At 65.6% G+C, this 16657-nt stretch carries 18 protein-coding genes and 1 tRNA gene; 8 read left to right on the top strand and 11 right to left on the bottom strand.

What is annotated here, in order from left to right:
- Positions 1–12: 12 nt before the first annotated feature.
- Positions 13–525 carry a GtrA family protein gene (locus tag GOARA_RS08285; RefSeq protein WP_007321891.1) on the top strand — a complete coding sequence of 171 codons (513 nt, stop codon included), beginning with the start codon at positions 13–15 and terminating at the stop codon, positions 523–525.
- Between the two features lie 31 nt (positions 526–556).
- Positions 557–925 carry a VOC family protein gene (locus GOARA_RS08280; protein ID WP_007321890.1) on the top strand — a complete coding sequence of 123 codons (369 nt, stop codon included), beginning with the start codon at positions 557–559 and terminating at the stop codon, positions 923–925.
- Between the two features lie 4 nt (positions 926–929).
- Here the strand turns inward: GOARA_RS08280 and GOARA_RS08275 are convergent, their stop codons facing one another.
- From GOARA_RS08275 to GOARA_RS08250, 6 genes are all read right to left on the bottom strand, one after another.
- Positions 930–1679 carry a glucose 1-dehydrogenase gene (locus GOARA_RS08275; RefSeq protein ID WP_007321889.1) on the bottom strand — a complete coding sequence of 250 codons (750 nt, stop codon included), beginning with the start codon at positions 1677–1679 and terminating at the stop codon, positions 930–932.
- Complete coding sequence (locus tag GOARA_RS08270) at positions 1679–2557, bottom strand: TIGR03619 family F420-dependent LLM class oxidoreductase (protein WP_007321888.1); 879 nt, start codon at positions 2555–2557, stop codon at positions 1679–1681. Before GOARA_RS08270 ends, GOARA_RS08275 begins: the two co-directional genes overlap by 1 nt.
- 439 nt (positions 2558–2996) lie before the next feature.
- Entirely contained in the window at positions 2997–3911 is a 915-nt protein-coding gene (glfT1, locus tag GOARA_RS08265; protein ID WP_007321887.1) for a galactofuranosyltransferase GlfT1, read from the bottom strand.
- A complete protein-coding gene (gene wzt / locus GOARA_RS08260; protein WP_007321886.1) occupies positions 3908–4783 on the bottom strand; it encodes a galactan export ABC transporter ATP-binding subunit Wzt/RfbE in 876 nt (291 codons plus the stop codon). The genes glfT1 and wzt overlap by 4 nt, the downstream gene beginning before the upstream one ends.
- 11 nt (positions 4784–4794) lie before the next feature.
- On the bottom strand, positions 4795–5652 hold the full coding sequence (gene wzm / locus GOARA_RS08255; RefSeq protein WP_040522300.1) for a galactan export ABC transporter permease subunit Wzm/RfbD: 858 nt from the start codon (positions 5650–5652) through the stop codon (positions 4795–4797).
- Positions 5653–5673: 21 nt separating this feature from the next.
- Positions 5674–6201 (bottom strand): bacterial proteasome activator family protein, encoded by a 528-nt coding sequence (locus tag GOARA_RS08250; RefSeq protein ID WP_050947215.1) that lies wholly within the window; start codon positions 6199–6201, stop codon positions 5674–5676.
- A 57-nt stretch (positions 6202–6258) separates the two neighbouring features.
- On the opposite strand from GOARA_RS08250, the gene GOARA_RS08245 reads away from it, so the two are divergent.
- Together GOARA_RS08245 and GOARA_RS08240 are read left to right on the top strand one after the other, a co-directional pair.
- Complete coding sequence (locus GOARA_RS08245; RefSeq protein WP_007321883.1) at positions 6259–7455, top strand: aminotransferase class V-fold PLP-dependent enzyme; 1197 nt, start codon at positions 6259–6261, stop codon at positions 7453–7455.
- Positions 7456–7539: 84 nt separating this feature from the next.
- Positions 7540–8055 (top strand): MarR family winged helix-turn-helix transcriptional regulator, encoded by a 516-nt coding sequence (locus GOARA_RS08240; protein ID WP_007321882.1) that lies wholly within the window; start codon positions 7540–7542, stop codon positions 8053–8055.
- On the opposite strand, the gene GOARA_RS08235 is transcribed toward GOARA_RS08240, so the two are convergent.
- From GOARA_RS08235 to GOARA_RS08225, 3 genes are all read right to left on the bottom strand, one after another.
- Positions 8056–9030, bottom strand: coding sequence for an NAD(P)H-quinone oxidoreductase (locus GOARA_RS08235; RefSeq protein WP_040522298.1), 975 nt, complete (start codon positions 9028–9030; stop codon positions 8056–8058). It lies immediately after the preceding gene.
- Between the two features lie 104 nt (positions 9031–9134).
- Positions 9135–10301: an outer membrane protein assembly factor BamB family protein gene (locus tag GOARA_RS20565; protein WP_280985236.1), complete on the bottom strand. Its 1167-nt coding sequence runs from the start codon at positions 10299–10301 to the stop codon at positions 9135–9137.
- A 581-nt stretch (positions 10302–10882) separates the two neighbouring features.
- Entirely contained in the window at positions 10883–12508 is a 1626-nt protein-coding gene (locus GOARA_RS08225) for an outer membrane protein assembly factor BamB family protein (RefSeq protein WP_007321879.1), read from the bottom strand.
- Between the two features lie 229 nt (positions 12509–12737).
- On the opposite strand from GOARA_RS08225, the gene GOARA_RS08220 reads away from it, so the two are divergent.
- The 4 genes from GOARA_RS08220 to GOARA_RS08210 all read left to right on the top strand — a co-directional run bounded on the left by GOARA_RS08220 (position 12738) and on the right by GOARA_RS08210 (position 14108).
- A tRNA-Ser gene (locus GOARA_RS08220) sits at positions 12738–12825 on the top strand.
- Positions 12826–13037: 212 nt separating this feature from the next.
- Entirely contained in the window at positions 13038–13193 is a 156-nt protein-coding gene (locus GOARA_RS20195; RefSeq protein ID WP_007321878.1) for a hypothetical protein, read from the top strand.
- Positions 13190–13696 carry a hypothetical protein gene (locus GOARA_RS08215; RefSeq protein WP_007321877.1) on the top strand — a complete coding sequence of 169 codons (507 nt, stop codon included), beginning with the start codon at positions 13190–13192 and terminating at the stop codon, positions 13694–13696. Before GOARA_RS20195 ends, GOARA_RS08215 begins: the two co-directional genes overlap by 4 nt.
- A 52-nt stretch (positions 13697–13748) precedes the next feature.
- Positions 13749–14108: a hypothetical protein gene (locus tag GOARA_RS08210; protein ID WP_007321876.1), complete on the top strand. Its 360-nt coding sequence runs from the start codon at positions 13749–13751 to the stop codon at positions 14106–14108.
- A 70-nt stretch (positions 14109–14178) separates the two neighbouring features.
- Here GOARA_RS08210 and GOARA_RS08205 read toward each other — a convergent pair whose 3' ends face one another.
- Both GOARA_RS08205 and GOARA_RS08200 read right to left on the bottom strand, forming a co-directional pair.
- Complete coding sequence (locus GOARA_RS08205; RefSeq protein WP_040522294.1) at positions 14179–15465, bottom strand: hypothetical protein; 1287 nt, start codon at positions 15463–15465, stop codon at positions 14179–14181.
- A gap of 125 nt (positions 15466–15590) precedes the next feature.
- Positions 15591–16277, bottom strand: coding sequence for a hypothetical protein (locus tag GOARA_RS08200; RefSeq protein ID WP_138947605.1), 687 nt, complete (start codon positions 16275–16277; stop codon positions 15591–15593).
- Positions 16278–16657 lie beyond the last annotated feature (380 nt).

Below are 16657 nucleotides of genomic sequence, written 5' to 3'. Positions count from 1 at the left end.
GGTCTACCACCTATGGTGGTCTGCGTGCCTGATTCTGAAAAGTCCGCTGGCGGGCCCGGCGAGGCGGAGCACCACCCGCACATCCCGGCTCCGATGGAGCTGCCGATCGACGGTCCGGAGGAGATGGCCGACGACGTCGATCTCAAGACCGCGATCATCCGATTCATCATCACCGGCGCAGGGTCGGCGGTGCTCGACTTCGGCCTCACGATGCTGCTGCAGTACGGCCTCGGGTGGGATCCCGCGTACGCCAAAGCACTGGGTTTCGTACTCGGTACGACGACCGCGTATCTGATCAACCGGCGCTGGACGTTCAAGGCCGAGCCGAGCGCCGCCCGCTTCGTCGCGGTCATGCTGCTGTATCTGACGACGTTTGCCGTCCAGGTGGGTATCTATGCGGTCCTCGAGCACCTGTGGACCAGCGACAACAAGCTGATGTCGGCGGTGTCGTTCGTCATCGCCCAGGGCACCGCGACGGTCATCAACTTCGTGGTGCAGCGCGCCGTCATCTTCAAGATGAAATAGCGATGTCGGACCGACGGCATACGGTCGACGCATGATCATCCATCACAGCGTCAACTACGTCGAGCTACCGGCACCGGACCTGGCCGCGGCCAAGTCGTTCTACGGCGCAGCGTTCGGTTGGTCGTTCGCCGACTACGGGCCGCCCGGCGCCCCGGCGTACGTCGGATTCAAGTCCCGGCCAGGCGACGACGAGGATGGCGGATTCACGCCCGAGGCGGAACCTCGCGGCGCGGGCGGACCGCTGATCCTGCTCTACTCGGACGATCTGGACGCCACGGTGACGGCCGTTCAAGACGCGGGCGGAACGATTCTCCAAGACCCGTACGAGTTTCCGGGCGGACGCAGGTTCCACTTCGCCGACCCGGCCGGCAACGAGCTGGGCGTCTGGTCGAGCAGCTGACCAGCTAGCTAGTCGGCAGGTTGTACGGAACGGTCGACGTGAGACCGCCGTCGACGAGGTATTCCGCACCCGTGCAGTAGGAGCTTTCGTCCGACGCGAGGAAGAGCACGACGTTGGTGATCTCCGCTGGATCGGCGGCCCGCCCCAGCGGTGTCTGCAGGAAATCCTCGGGGATGCCGGCGGCCATGTCGGTGCGCGCCTGGGCCGGGTGGATCGAGTTGCACCGGATGTTGTGGGGTGCGAGTTCGACGGCCACCGACTTGGTCAGGCCCCGGATGGCGAACTTCGTGGCGCTGTAACCGTGGGTGCCGACCGAACCGAGGAAGCCCGATATCGACGACGTGTTGATGATCGAACCGCCGTTCCCGGCGGCGATCATCGGGTCGGCCACCGCGCGGCAGCCCAGGAATGAGCCGGTCAGATTGATCGCGACGATCCGGTCCCACTCGCCGAGGTCGAAGGACCCGATCAGCCCGCCGTTCTGGATGCCGGCGTTGTTGACGAGGATCGTCGGCGTGCCGAATCTTTCGGTCGTCTGCTCGACGGCCCGAGCCCACGAATCCGCGTCGGTCACATCGAGTTCGGCGAAGGCCGCCGCGGCACCGAGTTCGTCGGCCAGCGCTTTGCCTTCTTCGACGAGAATGTCGCCGATCACCACGCTGGCGCCTTCGTCGACGAATCGACGCGCGTGCGACGCGCCGAGGCCGCGTGCACCGCCGCTGATCAGCGCGACCTTCCCGTCGAGGCGTCCCATCAGCCGTTGACCTTGGCGATGATGTTCTCGCCGTACCAGTTGAGGTGGTCGACCTTCTTCTGCAACGGCTCGTCGTCGGACCCCATGATGTACGGCATGCGGAAGCCGACGATGACGTCGGTGATGCCCTTGTCTTCCAGACGTTTGCAGCCGTCCACCGTGTAGGCGTCCGTCGAGATCACGTGGATCTCGAACGGGTCGTTCTCCTTGCCCTCCGCCTTGCGAATCCCGGCGATCTTCTCAAGCAGCGCGTCGAGTTCCTCGGGCGGGCCGCCGCCGTGCATCCATCCGTCGCCCCGGATGACCGCGCGCTTGAGGGCCAGATCGGCGTGACCGCCGACGAGCAGGGGGATGTGCTCGGTCGGAGCGGGACTCATCTTGATCTTGGGGATGTCGTAGAACTCGCCGTGGAATTCGAAGTAGTCGCCGGTTTCCAGGCCCTTGATGATGTCCATGCACTCGTCCATCCGCTTGCCGCGGCGAGCGAAGTCGACGCCCATGATCTCGTAATCCTCGGGCCAGGGGCTGGTGCCGACACCGAGGGCGAGACGGTTGTTCGTCAGGTATGCCACCGACATCGCCTGCTTGGCGACGAGGGCGGGCGGGCGGATGGGGAGCTTCACGACGAAAGGGGTGAAGCGGATCTTCGTCGTGACCGCACCGAGCGCGGCGGCCTGGATGAAGGTTTCGATGAAGGCCTTGTCCTCGAGGAACTCGCGGTTGCCGTCGGGGGTGTAGGGGTACTTCGCGTCGGATTCTTCCGGGTAGGCGACCGAGTCGGGGATCGTCATCCCGTCGTACCCGGCGGCCTCGGCGGCTTGGGCCAGTGGTGCGTAGTAACTGGGGTCGGTCATCGCCTCGGCGAATGTGAACCGCATCGGTGCTCCTTGGGAGGGGACAGCGTGTCTCTCCCACACACTAGAACATGTTCTAGTTTTGTGGTGCGGTAACCGGGTTGGCATGCTGTCTCGCCGGGTCTCGATACGCCGACTCGGCTAGCGCCTCGTCGGCACTCGACCACCGTGGGGTGCTCCGCGACGACCGTGAGGGTGCCCCTCGACCACCCACCGTGAGGGGTCGTTGGCATGGCGTCTCGCCGGGTCTCGATACGCCGACTCGGCTAGCGCCTCGTAGGCACTCGACCACCGTGGGGGAATCGTTGGCATGTCGGCTTGCGGGGTCTCGATACGCCGACTCGGCTGGCGCCTCGTCGGCACTCGACCACCGGGAAGACGGGAATCACTATCGGTGGTCGAGTGAATCGCGACGAAGGAGCGATTCGTATCGAGACCATCGCCCGACGAGGTCGCGACGCTACTACGGGCGGTCGAAGTGCTCGTTGCGGCCGAGCCGTCGCAGGCGCAGCCATTCGCGGAACCCGGCCAGGTCGCGCTGCTGCACGAGGAAGAACCAGGCGAAACGCGCGTACTCCTGCGGCAGGAGCTTGCGCATGCCCGGCTGGGCCATCAGGTAGCCGCGGTTGCGGTAGGTGAAGAAGCGCTTCGTCTCGTTGTCGGGGTACTGGGTGTGCATCCGGCCACCGAGAATCGGGCGGAACTCGTCACTGCCGTCCGGGTGCAGATAGGCCGTGGTCAGACAGGTGCCGAAGGCGATGCCCGAACGAACCAGGCGGCGGTGCATCTCGACCTCGTCGCCGCGGACGAACAACCGCAGATCCGGCACCCCGACGCGGTCGATGGTGTCGGCGGCGAACAGCGCGCCGTTCATCAACGACGCGATGCCGGGCAACAGGTCGTCCGACGAATCCTCGCCGGGCCCGAACAGCTCCGACCGCTTGCGGCGCCACACCAGTCCGCGCCGCAACGGGAAGGCGAGCGCGTCGGGATCGTCGATGTTCGCCACCACCGGCGACACCTCGCCGAGCCCGTGGCGCTGCGCGCAGTCGAGCAGCGTCGCGAGGACCTCGGGCCCCTCGGGCCGTCCGTCGTCGTCGGCGCACCACACCCAGTCGGCGCCGAGCGCCAGCGCGTGCAACATTCCGAGAGCGAATCCGCCCGCGCCGCCGAGATTGTGCCGGGACCCGATGTACGTCGTCGGGATATCGAGGGCGGCAACATGATCGGCGACGACCTGCTCGTCGGCGTTGTCGACGACGATGAGGTGGTCGACCGGCCGCGACTGACCGGCGATCACCGTCGTCGATTCGGCGAGCAGTTCGGCGCGGCGGTGGGTGACGATCACGGCGACGACGCGTTGCGAAGCGGCCGTCACTCGCCGGCCTCCATGCGGGCCAGCACCTTGCGGACCTGCGCGGCGGCGTTGGGCCCCTCGTACGCGCCGACGACCTCCTCGATGCCGCCTTCCATCTTGATCTCGCCCTTGTCGATCCAGAGGGCGCGGTCGCACAGCTGAGCGAGGAACTCGTTGGAATGGCTGGCGAACACCAGGATGCCGGACCGCTCGACCAGCGCCTGCAGACGCACGCGGGCCTTGCGCATGAAGTCGGCGTCGACCGCTCCGATGCCCTCGTCGAGGATGAGGATCTCGGGGTCGATGCTGGTCACGACACCGAGGGCCAGGCGCACGCGCATGCCCGTGGAGTAGGTCCGCAGCGGCATTTCCAGGTGCTGCCCGAGTTCGGTGAACTCGGCGATGTCATCGGTCTTGGCGAGCATCTCCTTGCGGGACATGCCCAGAAACATGCCGCGGATGACGATGTTCTCGAAGCCGGAGATCTCCGGGTCCATGCCGACGCCGAGGTCGAAGACGGGAGCGACGCGACCGCGCACGCGGCACGACCCGCGCGTGGGTTCGTAGATTCCCGACAGCAGGCGCAGCAGGGTCGACTTGCCGGCGCCGTTGTGACCGACGAGGCCGACGCGGTCGCCGTGTTCGAGGTGCAGGTTGATGTTGCGCAGTGCTTCGACCATCGGCACGCCGGAGTCCGACGCGCCGATCACGCCGCCCGCGCGGCCCAGGACGGATTTCTTGAGCGAGCGGGTTTTGGCGTCGAAGATCGGAAAGTCGACGCAGGCGTCCCACGTGTCGACCCGGACGTCGGAGGCCGCGACGATCTTGTTCTTGTTGCGGGCGCCGTGCGCCGGCTTCTCGCCGCTCACCGCGGCCTGCGTCTCGTCGGACATGGTCGTTGCTCCTAAACCCAGTACGCCACGCGGGACCGGTAGTTGCGCAGCACGATCAGCGCGGCGACGCAGCCCAGCGCGGTGCAGGCGATGACGATCCCCCAGTGGTAGAACTCGACGTGCTCGCCGAGCAGCGGTCCGCGGGTGATCTCGATGTAGTGGAACAGCGGGTTGAGCTCGACGAGCTTCGCGCGGCTGCCGACCCGATTGCCCATCTCCGGGCCGAGCTTCCAGATGATCGGCGTCATGAAGAAGGCGAGCTGGACGATCGTCGTCGTCAGCTGGGAGATGTCGCGGAACCGTGTCGAGAGGATGCCGAAGACGATGGTCACCCAGACCGCGTTGAGCACGAACAGGGCCATCGCCGGGAAGAAGAGCAGGGCCCACCAGTTGATCGGCGGGCGGAACACCGCGAGCACGACGAAGAAGATGACGATGTTGTGCGCGAAGATGATGAGCTGCCGCCACACGACGCGGTAGACGTGCACGCTGATCGGGGCGGGCAACTGCTTGATCAGTCCCTCGTTGGTGGAGAAGACCACCGAGCCGTCGAGGACGGTGTTCTGGATGAAGTTCCAGAAGATGAGGCCGAGGATGACGTAGGGCAGGAATTCCTTGATGGAGAACCCGAACAGCGTGCCGTAGAGGATGCCCATGGCGACGGCGGTGACGCCGGTGGCGATGGTGATCCACAGCGGGCCGAGCACCGAGCGGCGATAGCGCTGCTTGATGTCGGTCCAGCCGAGGTGGAACCAGAGCTGGAAGTTGTACAGCCCGTCGACCAGGTCGGCGAACGCGCGCCGGAACGTCCGGGAATCCGACGTCTCCGGCGGGGGAGGGATCACCCGCTCATCTGCTGCTACCGACACGGGTCACCAGCATACAAGCGTCTACAGGTACTGCCCCGGGCCCTGCGGGTGGCCGGGGTTGCCTGCCGGTCCCGGCAGGGCTCCCTGCCGCATCTGTTCCAGTTGGGCCCGTGCCGCCATCTGCTGGGCGAACAAGGCCGTCTGGATTCCGTGGAACAGGCCTTCGAGCCATCCGACCAGCTGGGCCTGGGCGATGCGCAGCTCCGCATCCGACGGCGTCTCGTCGTCGGTGAACGGCAGGGCGAGGCGTTCCAGCTCCTCGCGCAGTTCGGGGGCGAGACCGTCTTCGAGTTCGCGGATCGACGACTTGTGGATGTCGCGCAGGCGGTTGCGCGACGCCTCGTCGAGGGGTGCGGCCTTCACCTCCTCGAGGAGCTGCTTGATCATTGTGCCGATCCGCATGACCTTCGCGGGCTGCTCGACGAGGTCGGCGACACCGGATGAATCGTCGCCTGATTCGCCGTCGCCACCGCCGCCGACCACGATGATCTGCTGCGGTGATTCCTCGTCGGGAAGGGGGAGTGGGATTCCGAACCTGCCGTCAGTCATGGTGATCATTGTGTCACTGCCGTTCAGCCGCGAGGCGACGCGGTTTATCGTGATGGAATGCCGTTCGACGTCGCCCACGCCCGGGGACTCTTTCCTGTGTTGGGCGACGGGTGGATTCGCCTCGATCCGCAGGCCGGCATGTTGATCCCGGCATCGGTCGCCATGGCGGTTTCGTCCGGTTTCCGGGAACTCGTCACCGACCCCGGCACATCGAATCCCGGTGCGCGCGCGACCGGGGACGCCCTGGCCTCCGCCCGCCGCGCGATCGCCGACCTCGTCAAGGGGGATCCGGCCGGTGTGGTGATCGGGCCGTCGGTCGCGCACCTGGTCAGCGGGCTCGCCGATGCCTTCGACGGTCATTCGTGGTGGGGCACCGAAGTGCTCTTGTCGCGCGACAGCGACCCCGCCAACACCGTGCCGTGGGAACGGCGAGCGGGGACGGCCGGGGCGCGGACCCGCTGGGCCGAGAGTGACATCGAGACCGGGACGATCCCGATCGAGCAGTACATGACGGCCATCGGGGACGCGACGAAGGTCGTGGCCCTGCCTCTCGCCTCGTCGACATCCGGGGCGATCGCCGACGTCGCCGAGGTGGCCGCTAAGACGCGTGCGGCAGGCGCACTGCTCGTCGTCGACGCGAGCGCGGCGGCGCCCTATCTGCCGCTCGACATCACCGAGTCCGGTGCGGATGTCTTCCTGGTGTCGGCGCACCGCTGGGGAGGGCCGCGGTTGGCCGCGATGGTGTTCGCGGATCCGCGGCGCATCGATCGTCTCGAACCGATTGCGCTCGACCGTTCGGCGAGCGGTCCGGCGCGCCTGGAACTCGTGCCGCCGGCCGGCGGGCTGCTGGCCGGTCTCGTTGCCTCCGTTGAGCATTTGGCCAATCTCGACGATGACGCCGTCGGCAAGCGGCGGCACCGTCTGGCGTCGTCGATGGACGGCCTCTACGAGTATCTGCAGCGGCTCGACTACTACATGATGAACTCCTTGGAGAGCCTGTCGGCGGTGCGCGTATTCGGCCGGTCCGAGCATCGTGTACCGATCACCAGCTTCATGGTTTCGGGCGTGCCGGCCGAACATGTGGTGCGGCGGCTCGCCGACAACGGCATCCGGTCGTTGGCCAACGTGCCAAGCCCCGCACTCGAGCAACTGGGCGTGAACGACGAGGGTGGCGCCGTTACGATTGGGCTGGGGCCATATTCAACACCGTATGAAGTCGATCACCTGGTGCGAACGCTTGGGTCACTTGCCTGAATTGCTCGCTCGATACCGCAAAGTGGGTCAATCGACCAACCGACAGCGGTAGAATCCCCGGCACCAGGGAGATGAGATGGACGAATGACTGCGTTACGCGACTTTGACGATGAGCAACAAGCTGCCGATGAACGCGCAGCGCTGACCCCGGCTCAGCGCTGCGCGTGGGAGTCGGTGGTCCATGGCGGCTGGAAGCTACTCGCGACGGTCAATCAGCGGCTGGCCGACGCCGGATTCTCGTCGACGCCGGATCTGCGCGTGCTGGAGGCGCTTGGCCGCGAGCCGCGGATGCGTATCTCCGATATCGCCGCCGCCACGCACATTCAAATGAGTACGGTCTCGCGGCAGGTGAGCCGTCTGATCGACGCGGGTCTGGTCGAGCGCGTCGAAGAGGTCAAGGGCGACGACGCGCGGCACCGCTGGGTACGCCCCAGCGCCGCCGGTCTCGAGCACCTCCGGGAATTGATAGCGTGCCGCGACGCGCTGGTCGTCGAGCATGTCGTCAACGTGCTCGGTGAAGACGACTTCCTCGAACTCGGCCGGCTCTTCGGGAAGCTCACGGTCGAGGGGGAGACGTGTCCGGAGGAAGGCGGCTCCTAGCTACTCGTCGTCGACGATGAGCAGGACCTTTCCAATGGCGTCACCGCTGTCGAGGCGCTCGTGGGCGGCCGCGGCGTCGGCGAGCGGAAAGACCGAGTCGACAACCGGGGTGATCGTTCCGTCCGCGAGCATCGGCAACGTGAGTTCTAGTGTGGCCGCGACGATTTCGGCCTTACTGCCGTCGCCGTAGGTAGGTCGGGAACGAAGCGTGGTCCCGACGACGGTCGCGCGCTTGGCGAGAAGCTGGCCGATGTTGAGCGTCCCCTTCACGCCGCCCTGCATGCCGATGATGACGAGTCGGCCGCCGGTGTTGAGCGCGGCGACATTCCCTTCGAGGTATTTGGCGCCGATGATGTCGAGGATGACGTCGGCGCCGCCGGCCTCCTTGATCACGCTGACGAAATCCTCGTCGGCGTAGTTGATCGCGATGTCGGCACCGAGTTCGCGGCAGCGCTCCAGCTTCTCGGATGTTCGGGCGGTGATCGCGACGCGTGCGCCGAGCTGCTTGGCGAGCTGGATGGCGTGGGTGCCGATGCCGCTGCTGCCGCCGTGGATCAACAGCGTCTCGCCGGGCTGGAGCTTCGCGGTGAGGATGAGGTTGGAGACGACCGTGCACGCGACCTCGGGCAGCGCAGCCGCGTCGCGGAGGGAAACACTGCTCGGGACCGGGATGACCTGGGCCGCGGGTACCGCGACGAACTCGGCGTAGCCGCCGCCGGCGAGCAGCGCGCAGACCTGGTCGCCGACGCGGAACTCGGTGATGTGCGCCCCGACCTCGACGACGGTGCCCGAGACCTCCAGGCCGAGGATGTCGCTGGCTCCCGGTGGCGGCGGGTACATCCCGCGACGCTGCAGCAGGTCGGCGCGGTTGACCCCGGCCGCCGCGACGCGGATCAGAATCTCGTTGTTCGCGACCTCGGGGACGGGGACATCTTCGACGGTCAGTTCACCGTCGTGGCAGGCAATGGCGCGCATGGCCTCGATGCTAGGCACTGTCCGTTCGTAAGTCCCGCGCCTCAGATGTGCTCGCGCGCCACCGACCGAAGGCGCGCGAGCCGAACTGAGGAGCGGGAGGGTGGCTAGCGAAGCCCGACGATCTCGAAGCCCCACGGTCCGTCATGACCAGAACATACTTCCAGTACGGCGCCGGGCACGCTCTGCAGGTCCTGCAAGCTGTCGATACATGCCGATCCTCGTCTCGTGATCGTTCCGGTGCGCGGATCGACGACGAGCGGGACACTTCCTCGCTCCTCATCGCCCCTGACAAGAAGCGAACCGCCAAGCCAATCAGGATCGAAGTCGCTCCCTTGAACCCTTACAGGCACGCTCGACGACTTCCTGGTCTGTAGATTGCGGGAGATCACCTGCCCGTACACCCCGTTTCTCTTCGAATAGTCCGCGCCCATGGCGATGACCCCGCCATTCACACTGGATATCCGCGACGTCAGTTCGAAATGGTCAACCTCGGCCCCTGTCGCAGCGTCGAAGACGGTGACGAACATGGCGGTACCCTCATCAAAGCTGGTTGCCCGATCACGGTGTGGAACAGCTGTTCTGTAGAACGCTCCGAACAATCCCTCGCCAAGGTAGGCAGGAGCGGTCAACTTACTGTTGGTGGGTGTCGTCAACCGGATGCGCCGGGTCGTGCGTGACTCGATATCGGTGATCTCGAACTCGGCGGGTTTGCCACAGACCGACGTCACGACGAATTTCTCGGTGGAATCATAGCCGGGCTGGCACGGGAGTTCGGTCTGCCAACGAATTGTTCCTCGGCGTGGGTCGAGCACGACCATGCGCGGCGGCTTCGGCTTCTCGTCGACCGTCGACGGGTGCTCGACGTGAACCTGGGCTCGCTGCGGTGCGTAGTCGTGCGACGTCGGGCGGAACTCCGGTGCGGCCGATCGCCACAGGAGCCTGCCGGTCGCAGCATCCAGTCCTATCGTTATGTCCGTGCCGACGATCATCACGGTAGCGTCGTCGCCATAGCCGAATACGGCAATACTCTCTCTGGCGTCAGGCGAGTCGAGGCCACGTAGCTCGGCCGCGTCCATTTCCCAACGCATTTCTCCAGTCGTTCCATCGTGGGCGCGAATCGCTCTAGGAGTAGCGATTATGAAACCCGGACCACCGACGCGGACTGCGGTGTTGCGGAGTTCGTCGGTCTGTCGTATGCGGTACGCGACGTTGCCCAGTGAAGTGGGATATGGGGGAACCGGTACCGCCAGAGCTAGCGGAGCAGGCTCCATGTTCGGAGCGGGTGGCGCCACACTGAGAAGAGTTCCGGAAACCAAAGACGCGACGAGGAAGGTTGCCAGGCCGACCAACGCTTCGTCGCGACGTGGCCGATGTCGTGCGGTATCCGACTGATGGTTCCGTCGGTCGCCGATGACGGCCACACAGCCGGCTGCGACGCCACCGGCAATCGCGCCGAGCAATGCGAATAGGACTGTCGGGCGCGCTTCGAGCTGAATCAGAACCGTGCGTTGCGAACCCAGAGCGTGCGCGCACACCACGACTGTCGGGAGCCCAACGATTGCGAGCACCGAACTGATAGCGGGTATCCAGCCCGGGGGGTTGTCCGGGTAGCGAGCGAGCCGAGCAAGTCCCGTCGCCGCCAGCGCTGCTGTGACGAGGGCATAGCCGCAAAGGGTCAACACCAACGCCCAAGCTGACCTGGCACTGGTGAGCGCAGCGGCCCCGGACAATGGCAAGACGACACTCAGCACAGCGAACAGTGCTGCAGCCCAGCCTATGCCGCGTACGACCGGGATCGCCCAGTCGTACCGGTCTGCGGGGCGAGGGGTGTCTCGGTGAGGGGTCACGTTGCTCATCGTGGGACTCCATCGAGCCGGGCGACGATCTGGCCATTCGGGCCTACTGCCAGGACCGACCCCGCGACGGGTAGCAGATCGTAGACCGGTCCCGGAGTCGGGATGCGGACAGTCATCTGACCCGTCCGCCGATCGGTGGCGACGATCGCGTTCTTGCCTCCGGATGCCGGAGAGCCGTCATCAACCCACACGATCTGATCGCGCAACCACAGCGGGCTCTTCGGGTCGGACGTCGCGCGTCTCACCTCGATGTCGGGGTGACTGCGCGTCAGCGATACGACGGTCGTCCGGTAGTACGGAGTGGTTCGCTTGCCGCCCTTTGACCGCGCGATGAGACAGTCACCGTTTCCGTCGCATGTGGTGAGGGAGACCCGGGTACCGTCCGGCTGTTCTCCTAGAGGTAGGACGGCCTTGCGCGTCCGTGCGTTGATGATTGCCGACCGAGCTGCGTCGTCTGGGTTCTTCCGAAACTCCGCGGCGAGCGGCGCCGGGGCGTAGCGGTGCCAGAATCGGTCGATGTGGAGGCCCGGCTCGGCCGACAAGCGTTTGCCAGTCTGCGCGTCGAGCGTCAACGTCTGCTGGACCTTGTCCGGCCCGACGATGCCCAGCATTAGCTGTGGGTGGGTGGCGACTACCCAGATGCTTTGGTCTCGGCCGATGTCGTGACGCCACGTCGTGGTCCCATCGCGCGGTGAGATCGCCTGGACAGTCCGTCCGTCTTCGGTGATGGACAGCAAGTGGTCGGCCGCGGTCGCCCAAGCCGGTCGATACATGCCGTCCCAGACTCTCACCAGGTTGTCGTTTTCCCAGCGTACGTCGCCAGTTGCCGCATCGATGGCGTTAGAGCGGGGATCGTCCCCATGAGCGGGGTAGTTGACGACGACGAGCCCAGCGTTGGGCACGACGACCACCGTGTAGCTGTACTCGTCCATCTTGAGCCGCCACCGCAGTTTCCCGTTATCGCCGTTGTACACGGCCCCAGCCGCGTAGTAGCCGGGTCCTACGGGAATAGGATCGTCGCGCCTGCGAGAGTCGTCGGGCGGCAACGCGGAGAAGCCTCCGGGGACGTCGGTTTCAATCTTGTTCGGCACGCCGACAGTCACTGGCCGTACGTCGATCTTCTCGATTGCCAGATTCTGACTGTGCGGGTCTGCCTGCCACGGGCGGGCCATCGCTACGGCAACGGCGATCGGGATCACCAAGGCGACGGCACCCGCTGCTAGCGGGCCCGTTCGGCCGTCAGGGGAACTGACGAATCGGGTACCGATTCCGACGACGGCGAACGGCAGGGCTCCGACCAGGAACCAGAACGACTGCAGCGCCAGCGCGTACCCTTCACCGCGAAGCGTCCGCGCCTGGAGCATGCCTGAATACGCGGCCACAGTGGCCATGACCAGGCCACCGAACAGGAGGATCGCAAGTGCAGCGGTCCGGACGTACGGACGCCGTCGCCGCGCCAAGGCGACAAGAATGGCCGCCAACCCGAGTCCGGCGATCAGCAGCAAGGACAGGCCGACCAGTGTTCGAGCATCGCCGAAACTACTGTTCCTGTACTGGTCGAGCGCACCGCTTCTGCACAGGCTGGCAGTGGCCAGCAGCATCGAGCCAACGAGCAGGCCCATGCCGACACCGGTGCACGCCGCACGGCTGCGGGGTGATACCGGGTTGGGGTGTGGAGGTGGTGATGCGCTGGTGGGCGGAGAAGGTTGAACCACGCCGAGAATCGCAACCGTCGTCTGTGACGTACTTGTGGTCATTGTTCGGCCCTGGGATCAGCAACGCACGGGCGGTCGTTCCGTGGCCAAACGCAGTGGAGGTCGCGAACTCGCATCCGCTAGCCTGATCGTCGAAGGAAGCGTGGCAGAGCGGCCGAATGCACTCGCCTTGAAAGCGAGCGTGGGTAAAACCACCGGGGGTTCAAATCCCTCCGCTTCCGCCAACGTCCTGTTCTGTCAGTGCAGCTCAGGACGTTTCCTGGCACCTGACACGCTGCCGGGCACCGTCCCAGGCGCCGGGATACAATCACGCGGCATCTCTTTCCGGCGTTCTCCAGTGTGCGACTAAGACCGGCGATCGGCAGCTGCGCGGCGAGCGACATGACATTGACTACCTTCAGATCACGGAACGACGTTCTGGAGTACCCTCGTCAGCATGGGTATCGCCGAGATTGGCAAGGAGCATGTCCGCGTTGACGTCACGCGCGTCAGTCGTGGTGAGCTTGAGCGTATGCTGACGAAGCCCGCCCGCCCGTCCGCCCGCCTCGAAGCTGCGATCGCCAATCGACGGCAGGGCCGCAAGAAGGCGTGACGTACAGCCCTGTCCGGCTCACCTCATATCATCGGTTCGACTTCTTCGACTGCGGAGAGCCGTCTCTTGATACGTGGCCCCAGAAGCATGCACTCAACGACCAGCTACTTGGCAAGTCGGCGACTCATGTCTGGACCGATGCAGGTGGCGAGCTTGTGGTTGGGTACTTCACGCTTCTCCCGACGATCACGAGAGCGGTAGAAGATCGATCGATCTTCGCGAAAATCAGGCCTAAGAGTTACCAAGGTGATGAGCTACCTGGCGTGCTCATCGGCAAGTTTGCGTTGGACCGGTCGTTGCGCGGCGAAGGCCTGGGAATCGACTTGCTTGCGGACGCGATCGTTACCGCAAGCGAAGCCATGAGCCTGATTGGTGGAGCCCACGTCGTCGTCGATCCGATGAAGGATCGGCCGGCGTTGCGCCGGTGGTATGTCGATGCTGGCTTCGGGGAGATTGTTGGAACGGATCGGTTGTACCTGACACTGGTAGGCGAGAATCGTTAGGCGCAGGGGCGAATCGAGTTCAAATCCCTCCGTTTCCGCGACAGGAGTAGCCATGAAAATCTCAAGCAAGCGCGCCATCACCATCAGCGCAGTCGTCACGGCGGCTGCGGCCGGAACCATCTGTGCGGCACCGGAATCGGCTGCCAGGCTGGCGAACGGCGGATATCGAATATCCACTACTCAGTTCGGTGTCGTCTACAACTCGTACGCTCGCGTGGACGGCAATCGGTTCATTCACCTTGGGGCATTCGGCACCCGATACTTGACGGTGCATCACACGCGTTCCGGCGGCTACGTCGATGACCTGGGAGGCCGGTTCATCTACGACCGGCGGCCGGGCGGCGTGTACAGCGGGCCGGTCTTCCTCGGTCCGTTCGTGGTCGGCCACTCCACCATGCGTCCCGCCCGCTAGCCAACCGGTGAAGTCGAGTAGCGCGGCGCCGCCTCAGCGATCGGGCCAGCCCGTCGAGCCAGTAGCCCGATCACTCCGGTTCCGTGGCCGTCGAGACCCACGCAACGTGCAACGGCAGCCCTTGCCAGAAGTGATCGCGAAATTCCGATGCGGTGGCGACGACGACCGCGAACGGATGCCGGTACTCCAACTCCACCAACGTGCCGCCCACGCCGGGCGGTTGTTCACCGGCGTCTGACGGTTCTCGGAGAAGGGTCGCGTACAGCGCGGCGAACATCCCCTGCTGCCCGATGCGGACGGCGGTCACGGCGGCGGCCTGAAAACCAGTCCGCCCGAAGCCGCTGTACGCGGCGTGACCCGCCGACGCGTGGGCGTCATCGGGTCCCACGCGTGGCGCCAGAGATTGCTGCAGTACACCCCAATAGCCGAGCCCGAGCTGCATGACGTCGTAGACGTATCCCGCCGACCACGCCGGGATCAAAGCCGAATTGTGTTGCTGCTCAATGAAGCCGTCGTAGAAGCTGCTGTCATCGACGCGCCACCAGCCATGGTCTCCGGACGGGAGGTCGACGTTGCGCAACAACACCTGCTCGCCGGTGGCGAACCGACGGGCGAGTCGTGCCGCCGCCGCAGTCACGTCGGAGTCGGGAACGTCAGGGTCGGCGATCACCGAGATCGTGAACAGTCCGTTGCCACAGCGGTTCACGGTCACGCCCACGTACCCGAGCGATGGATCCCAGGCCAGGCCGCAGTCCGGTCCGGTCGCCTGCAGGGCGCGGTCGATGCCCCATGATTCACTCAGCGCGCCGGCCCAGCACGTCGCCAGCGGCACGGGCCAGTCGCCGGAGCTGGTGAACGCGACGGCCCCGACGAGTGCCGGGTCGCGCACCGGATCACCGGACAGGATGGCGAACGAGTCGTCCTCCTCGTCGAGCGGAAACCAGGGCACGATCCCGCCCGTCAGGCTGCTGGCCCACTTGTCGAGTTGGGCCCGTACGGGGATTCCCGCCCCTGCGCTGTGTCCGTAGTCGGCGAGTTGTCCGACGAGTTCGGCGAGGTCGTCGTTGGCGACGGTGGCGTCGATCCACAGACCGGCTGACACCGGGCAGGCCGGATGCGGTTGACGGAGGACCGCGTGGATCATCTTCTCGGCGGCGGCGACCGAGGGCTGGACATCGCTGTCGGCCGCAACGGCCGACGTGCCCAGCAACGCGAGCGGGGCCCACATCGCCAGCGGCGACATCGCCATGTGCGGCGTGGAACCGTTGGACGGCGGCTGCCCGTTGCTGGTGACCGTCGCGTGCATGTCCTGAAAGCGGACGGCGAAGTCGTTGAGTGTTTCGGCGACGGTGGACACGTGCGAACCCCCCGGGTCGGTGATGTCTGGTGCTGGTGAGCGTATCGGGTCGCCGTACTGGCCCCGCAACGCTGCCTCCGTCCGCGGCCGATCGGTCGCGGGCGGTTGCTTTCGCAGTAACGCGCCTACTCGTTCTCCCAGCCGACCTGTACGTTCGCGAGGATCAACGCGATCTCGGACTCGAATAGAGATGGGTGTGGAGGTGGGCCGTCGTTGCGTGTGCTGCGGGTATCTATGGGTGGCCTCCGTTCATGGGTGTCGACCTTCACGACGACTATGACCGGTGTGTCACCGCCGCACGAACAGGTGATGGTGAGCTCCCCGCGCACATAGGGTGCCTGCGACCCGTTACGCGTGGGGTGCTGACGCAGCAGGTGGGCCTCCTGCCCGCAAACCGTTCCGTTGCGGTCGTCGTCGATGGATATCCCCAACTCCTCCGGCGGGATGGGCGATGGTCGTGGCAACCGCCAGAACCCCAGCTCCCGAGGCGAGTCGTCGACTGGCGTCGGCGGTTCGAAGTCGATCTCGGCATCGACCATGACCCATGCGCCCGAGCGGTCGACGCGCGACCCCTTGCCGAGTCCCGGGGTGGGACCGCCGGGCTGGGGAATACCGGAGCCTATTGGCCGGCCCCATTCCGGCAGTAGCGGAATCTTCACCTCCACCGTGCGTCCGTTCGAGGACTCGGTCTCGAGCGTGGTGGTCTTGCCGGTCGGTGCGGTGGCGTCGCAACTGCTGAGAGGGCCGGCGGACTTGGGATCGCCGCCCTGGTCGGTCGAGGAGCAGGCGGAGGTGAACAAGATGATCGTCACCGTGCAGACCACAGCAAGTCGCCGGTTCATGAGTTCAACCCCGAGCTCGCGTCGTGGCCAAAGACCGTGAGGGGTGCGAACGAATCATGCTCGCTGAGAAAATCCGCCGCGACCTTTACACTGACTTCGGTGAGGGAGTCGACATCCTCGATGACCTCTGGGGGTGTGTTCGACCGCCAGTTCATGCGCATCTCCAACTTGTCGTCTGCGGTTCGGGAGGTGTCAGGTGGACGATTCGAAGCTACATGTGGAACCCGCCGTCGTTCGTGATGGTGCCAAGACGTTGGCTGACTGTGGCGATGAAATGACTGGGGTGCTGCACTCGGTCGCCAAGCTGCACGGCGATCTGCTCGATGTGTGGACCGGTCCCGCGGCGAAGG

It is taken from the genome of Gordonia araii NBRC 100433, from assembly GCF_000241265.1.
Lineage (GTDB): Bacteria > Actinomycetota > Actinomycetes > Mycobacteriales > Mycobacteriaceae > Gordonia > Gordonia araii.
This window is presented reverse-complemented; position numbering and strand designations above follow the sequence as displayed.

What these genes read in the sequence shown, in the direction of transcription:
- GOARA_RS08285 (WP_007321891.1), top strand. Translation starts at nt 13, where the DNA reads ATGGTGGTCTGCGTGCCTGATTCTGAAAAGTCCGCTGGCGGGCCCGGC.
- GOARA_RS08280 (WP_007321890.1), top strand. Translation starts at nt 557, where the DNA reads ATGATCATCCATCACAGCGTCAACTACGTCGAGCTACCGGCACCGGAC.
- GOARA_RS08275 (WP_007321889.1), bottom strand. Translation starts at nt 1,679, where the DNA reads ATGGGACGCCTCGACGGGAAGGTCGCGCTGATCAGCGGCGGTGCACGC.
- GOARA_RS08270 (WP_007321888.1), bottom strand. Translation starts at nt 2,557, where the DNA reads ATGCGGTTCACATTCGCCGAGGCGATGACCGACCCCAGTTACTACGCA.
- wzt (WP_007321886.1), bottom strand. Translation starts at nt 4,783, where the DNA reads ATGTCCGACGAGACGCAGGCCGCGGTGAGCGGCGAGAAGCCGGCGCAC.
- GOARA_RS08250 (WP_050947215.1), bottom strand. Translation starts at nt 6,201, where the DNA reads ATGACTGACGGCAGGTTCGGAATCCCACTCCCCCTTCCCGACGAGGAA.
- GOARA_RS08245 (WP_007321883.1), top strand. Translation starts at nt 6,259, where the DNA reads ATGCCGTTCGACGTCGCCCACGCCCGGGGACTCTTTCCTGTGTTGGGC.
- GOARA_RS08240 (WP_007321882.1), top strand. Translation starts at nt 7,540, where the DNA reads ATGACTGCGTTACGCGACTTTGACGATGAGCAACAAGCTGCCGATGAA.
- GOARA_RS08235 (WP_040522298.1), bottom strand. Translation starts at nt 9,030, where the DNA reads ATGCGCGCCATTGCCTGCCACGACGGTGAACTGACCGTCGAAGATGTC.
- GOARA_RS20565 (WP_280985236.1), bottom strand. Translation starts at nt 10,301, where the DNA reads ATGGAGCCTGCTCCGCTAGCTCTGGCGGTACCGGTTCCCCCATATCCC.
- GOARA_RS08225 (WP_007321879.1), bottom strand. Translation starts at nt 12,508, where the DNA reads ATGGGCCTGCTCGTTGGCTCGATGCTGCTGGCCACTGCCAGCCTGTGC.
- GOARA_RS20195 (WP_007321878.1), top strand. Translation starts at nt 13,038, where the DNA reads ATGGGTATCGCCGAGATTGGCAAGGAGCATGTCCGCGTTGACGTCACG.
- GOARA_RS08210 (WP_007321876.1), top strand. Translation starts at nt 13,749, where the DNA reads ATGAAAATCTCAAGCAAGCGCGCCATCACCATCAGCGCAGTCGTCACG.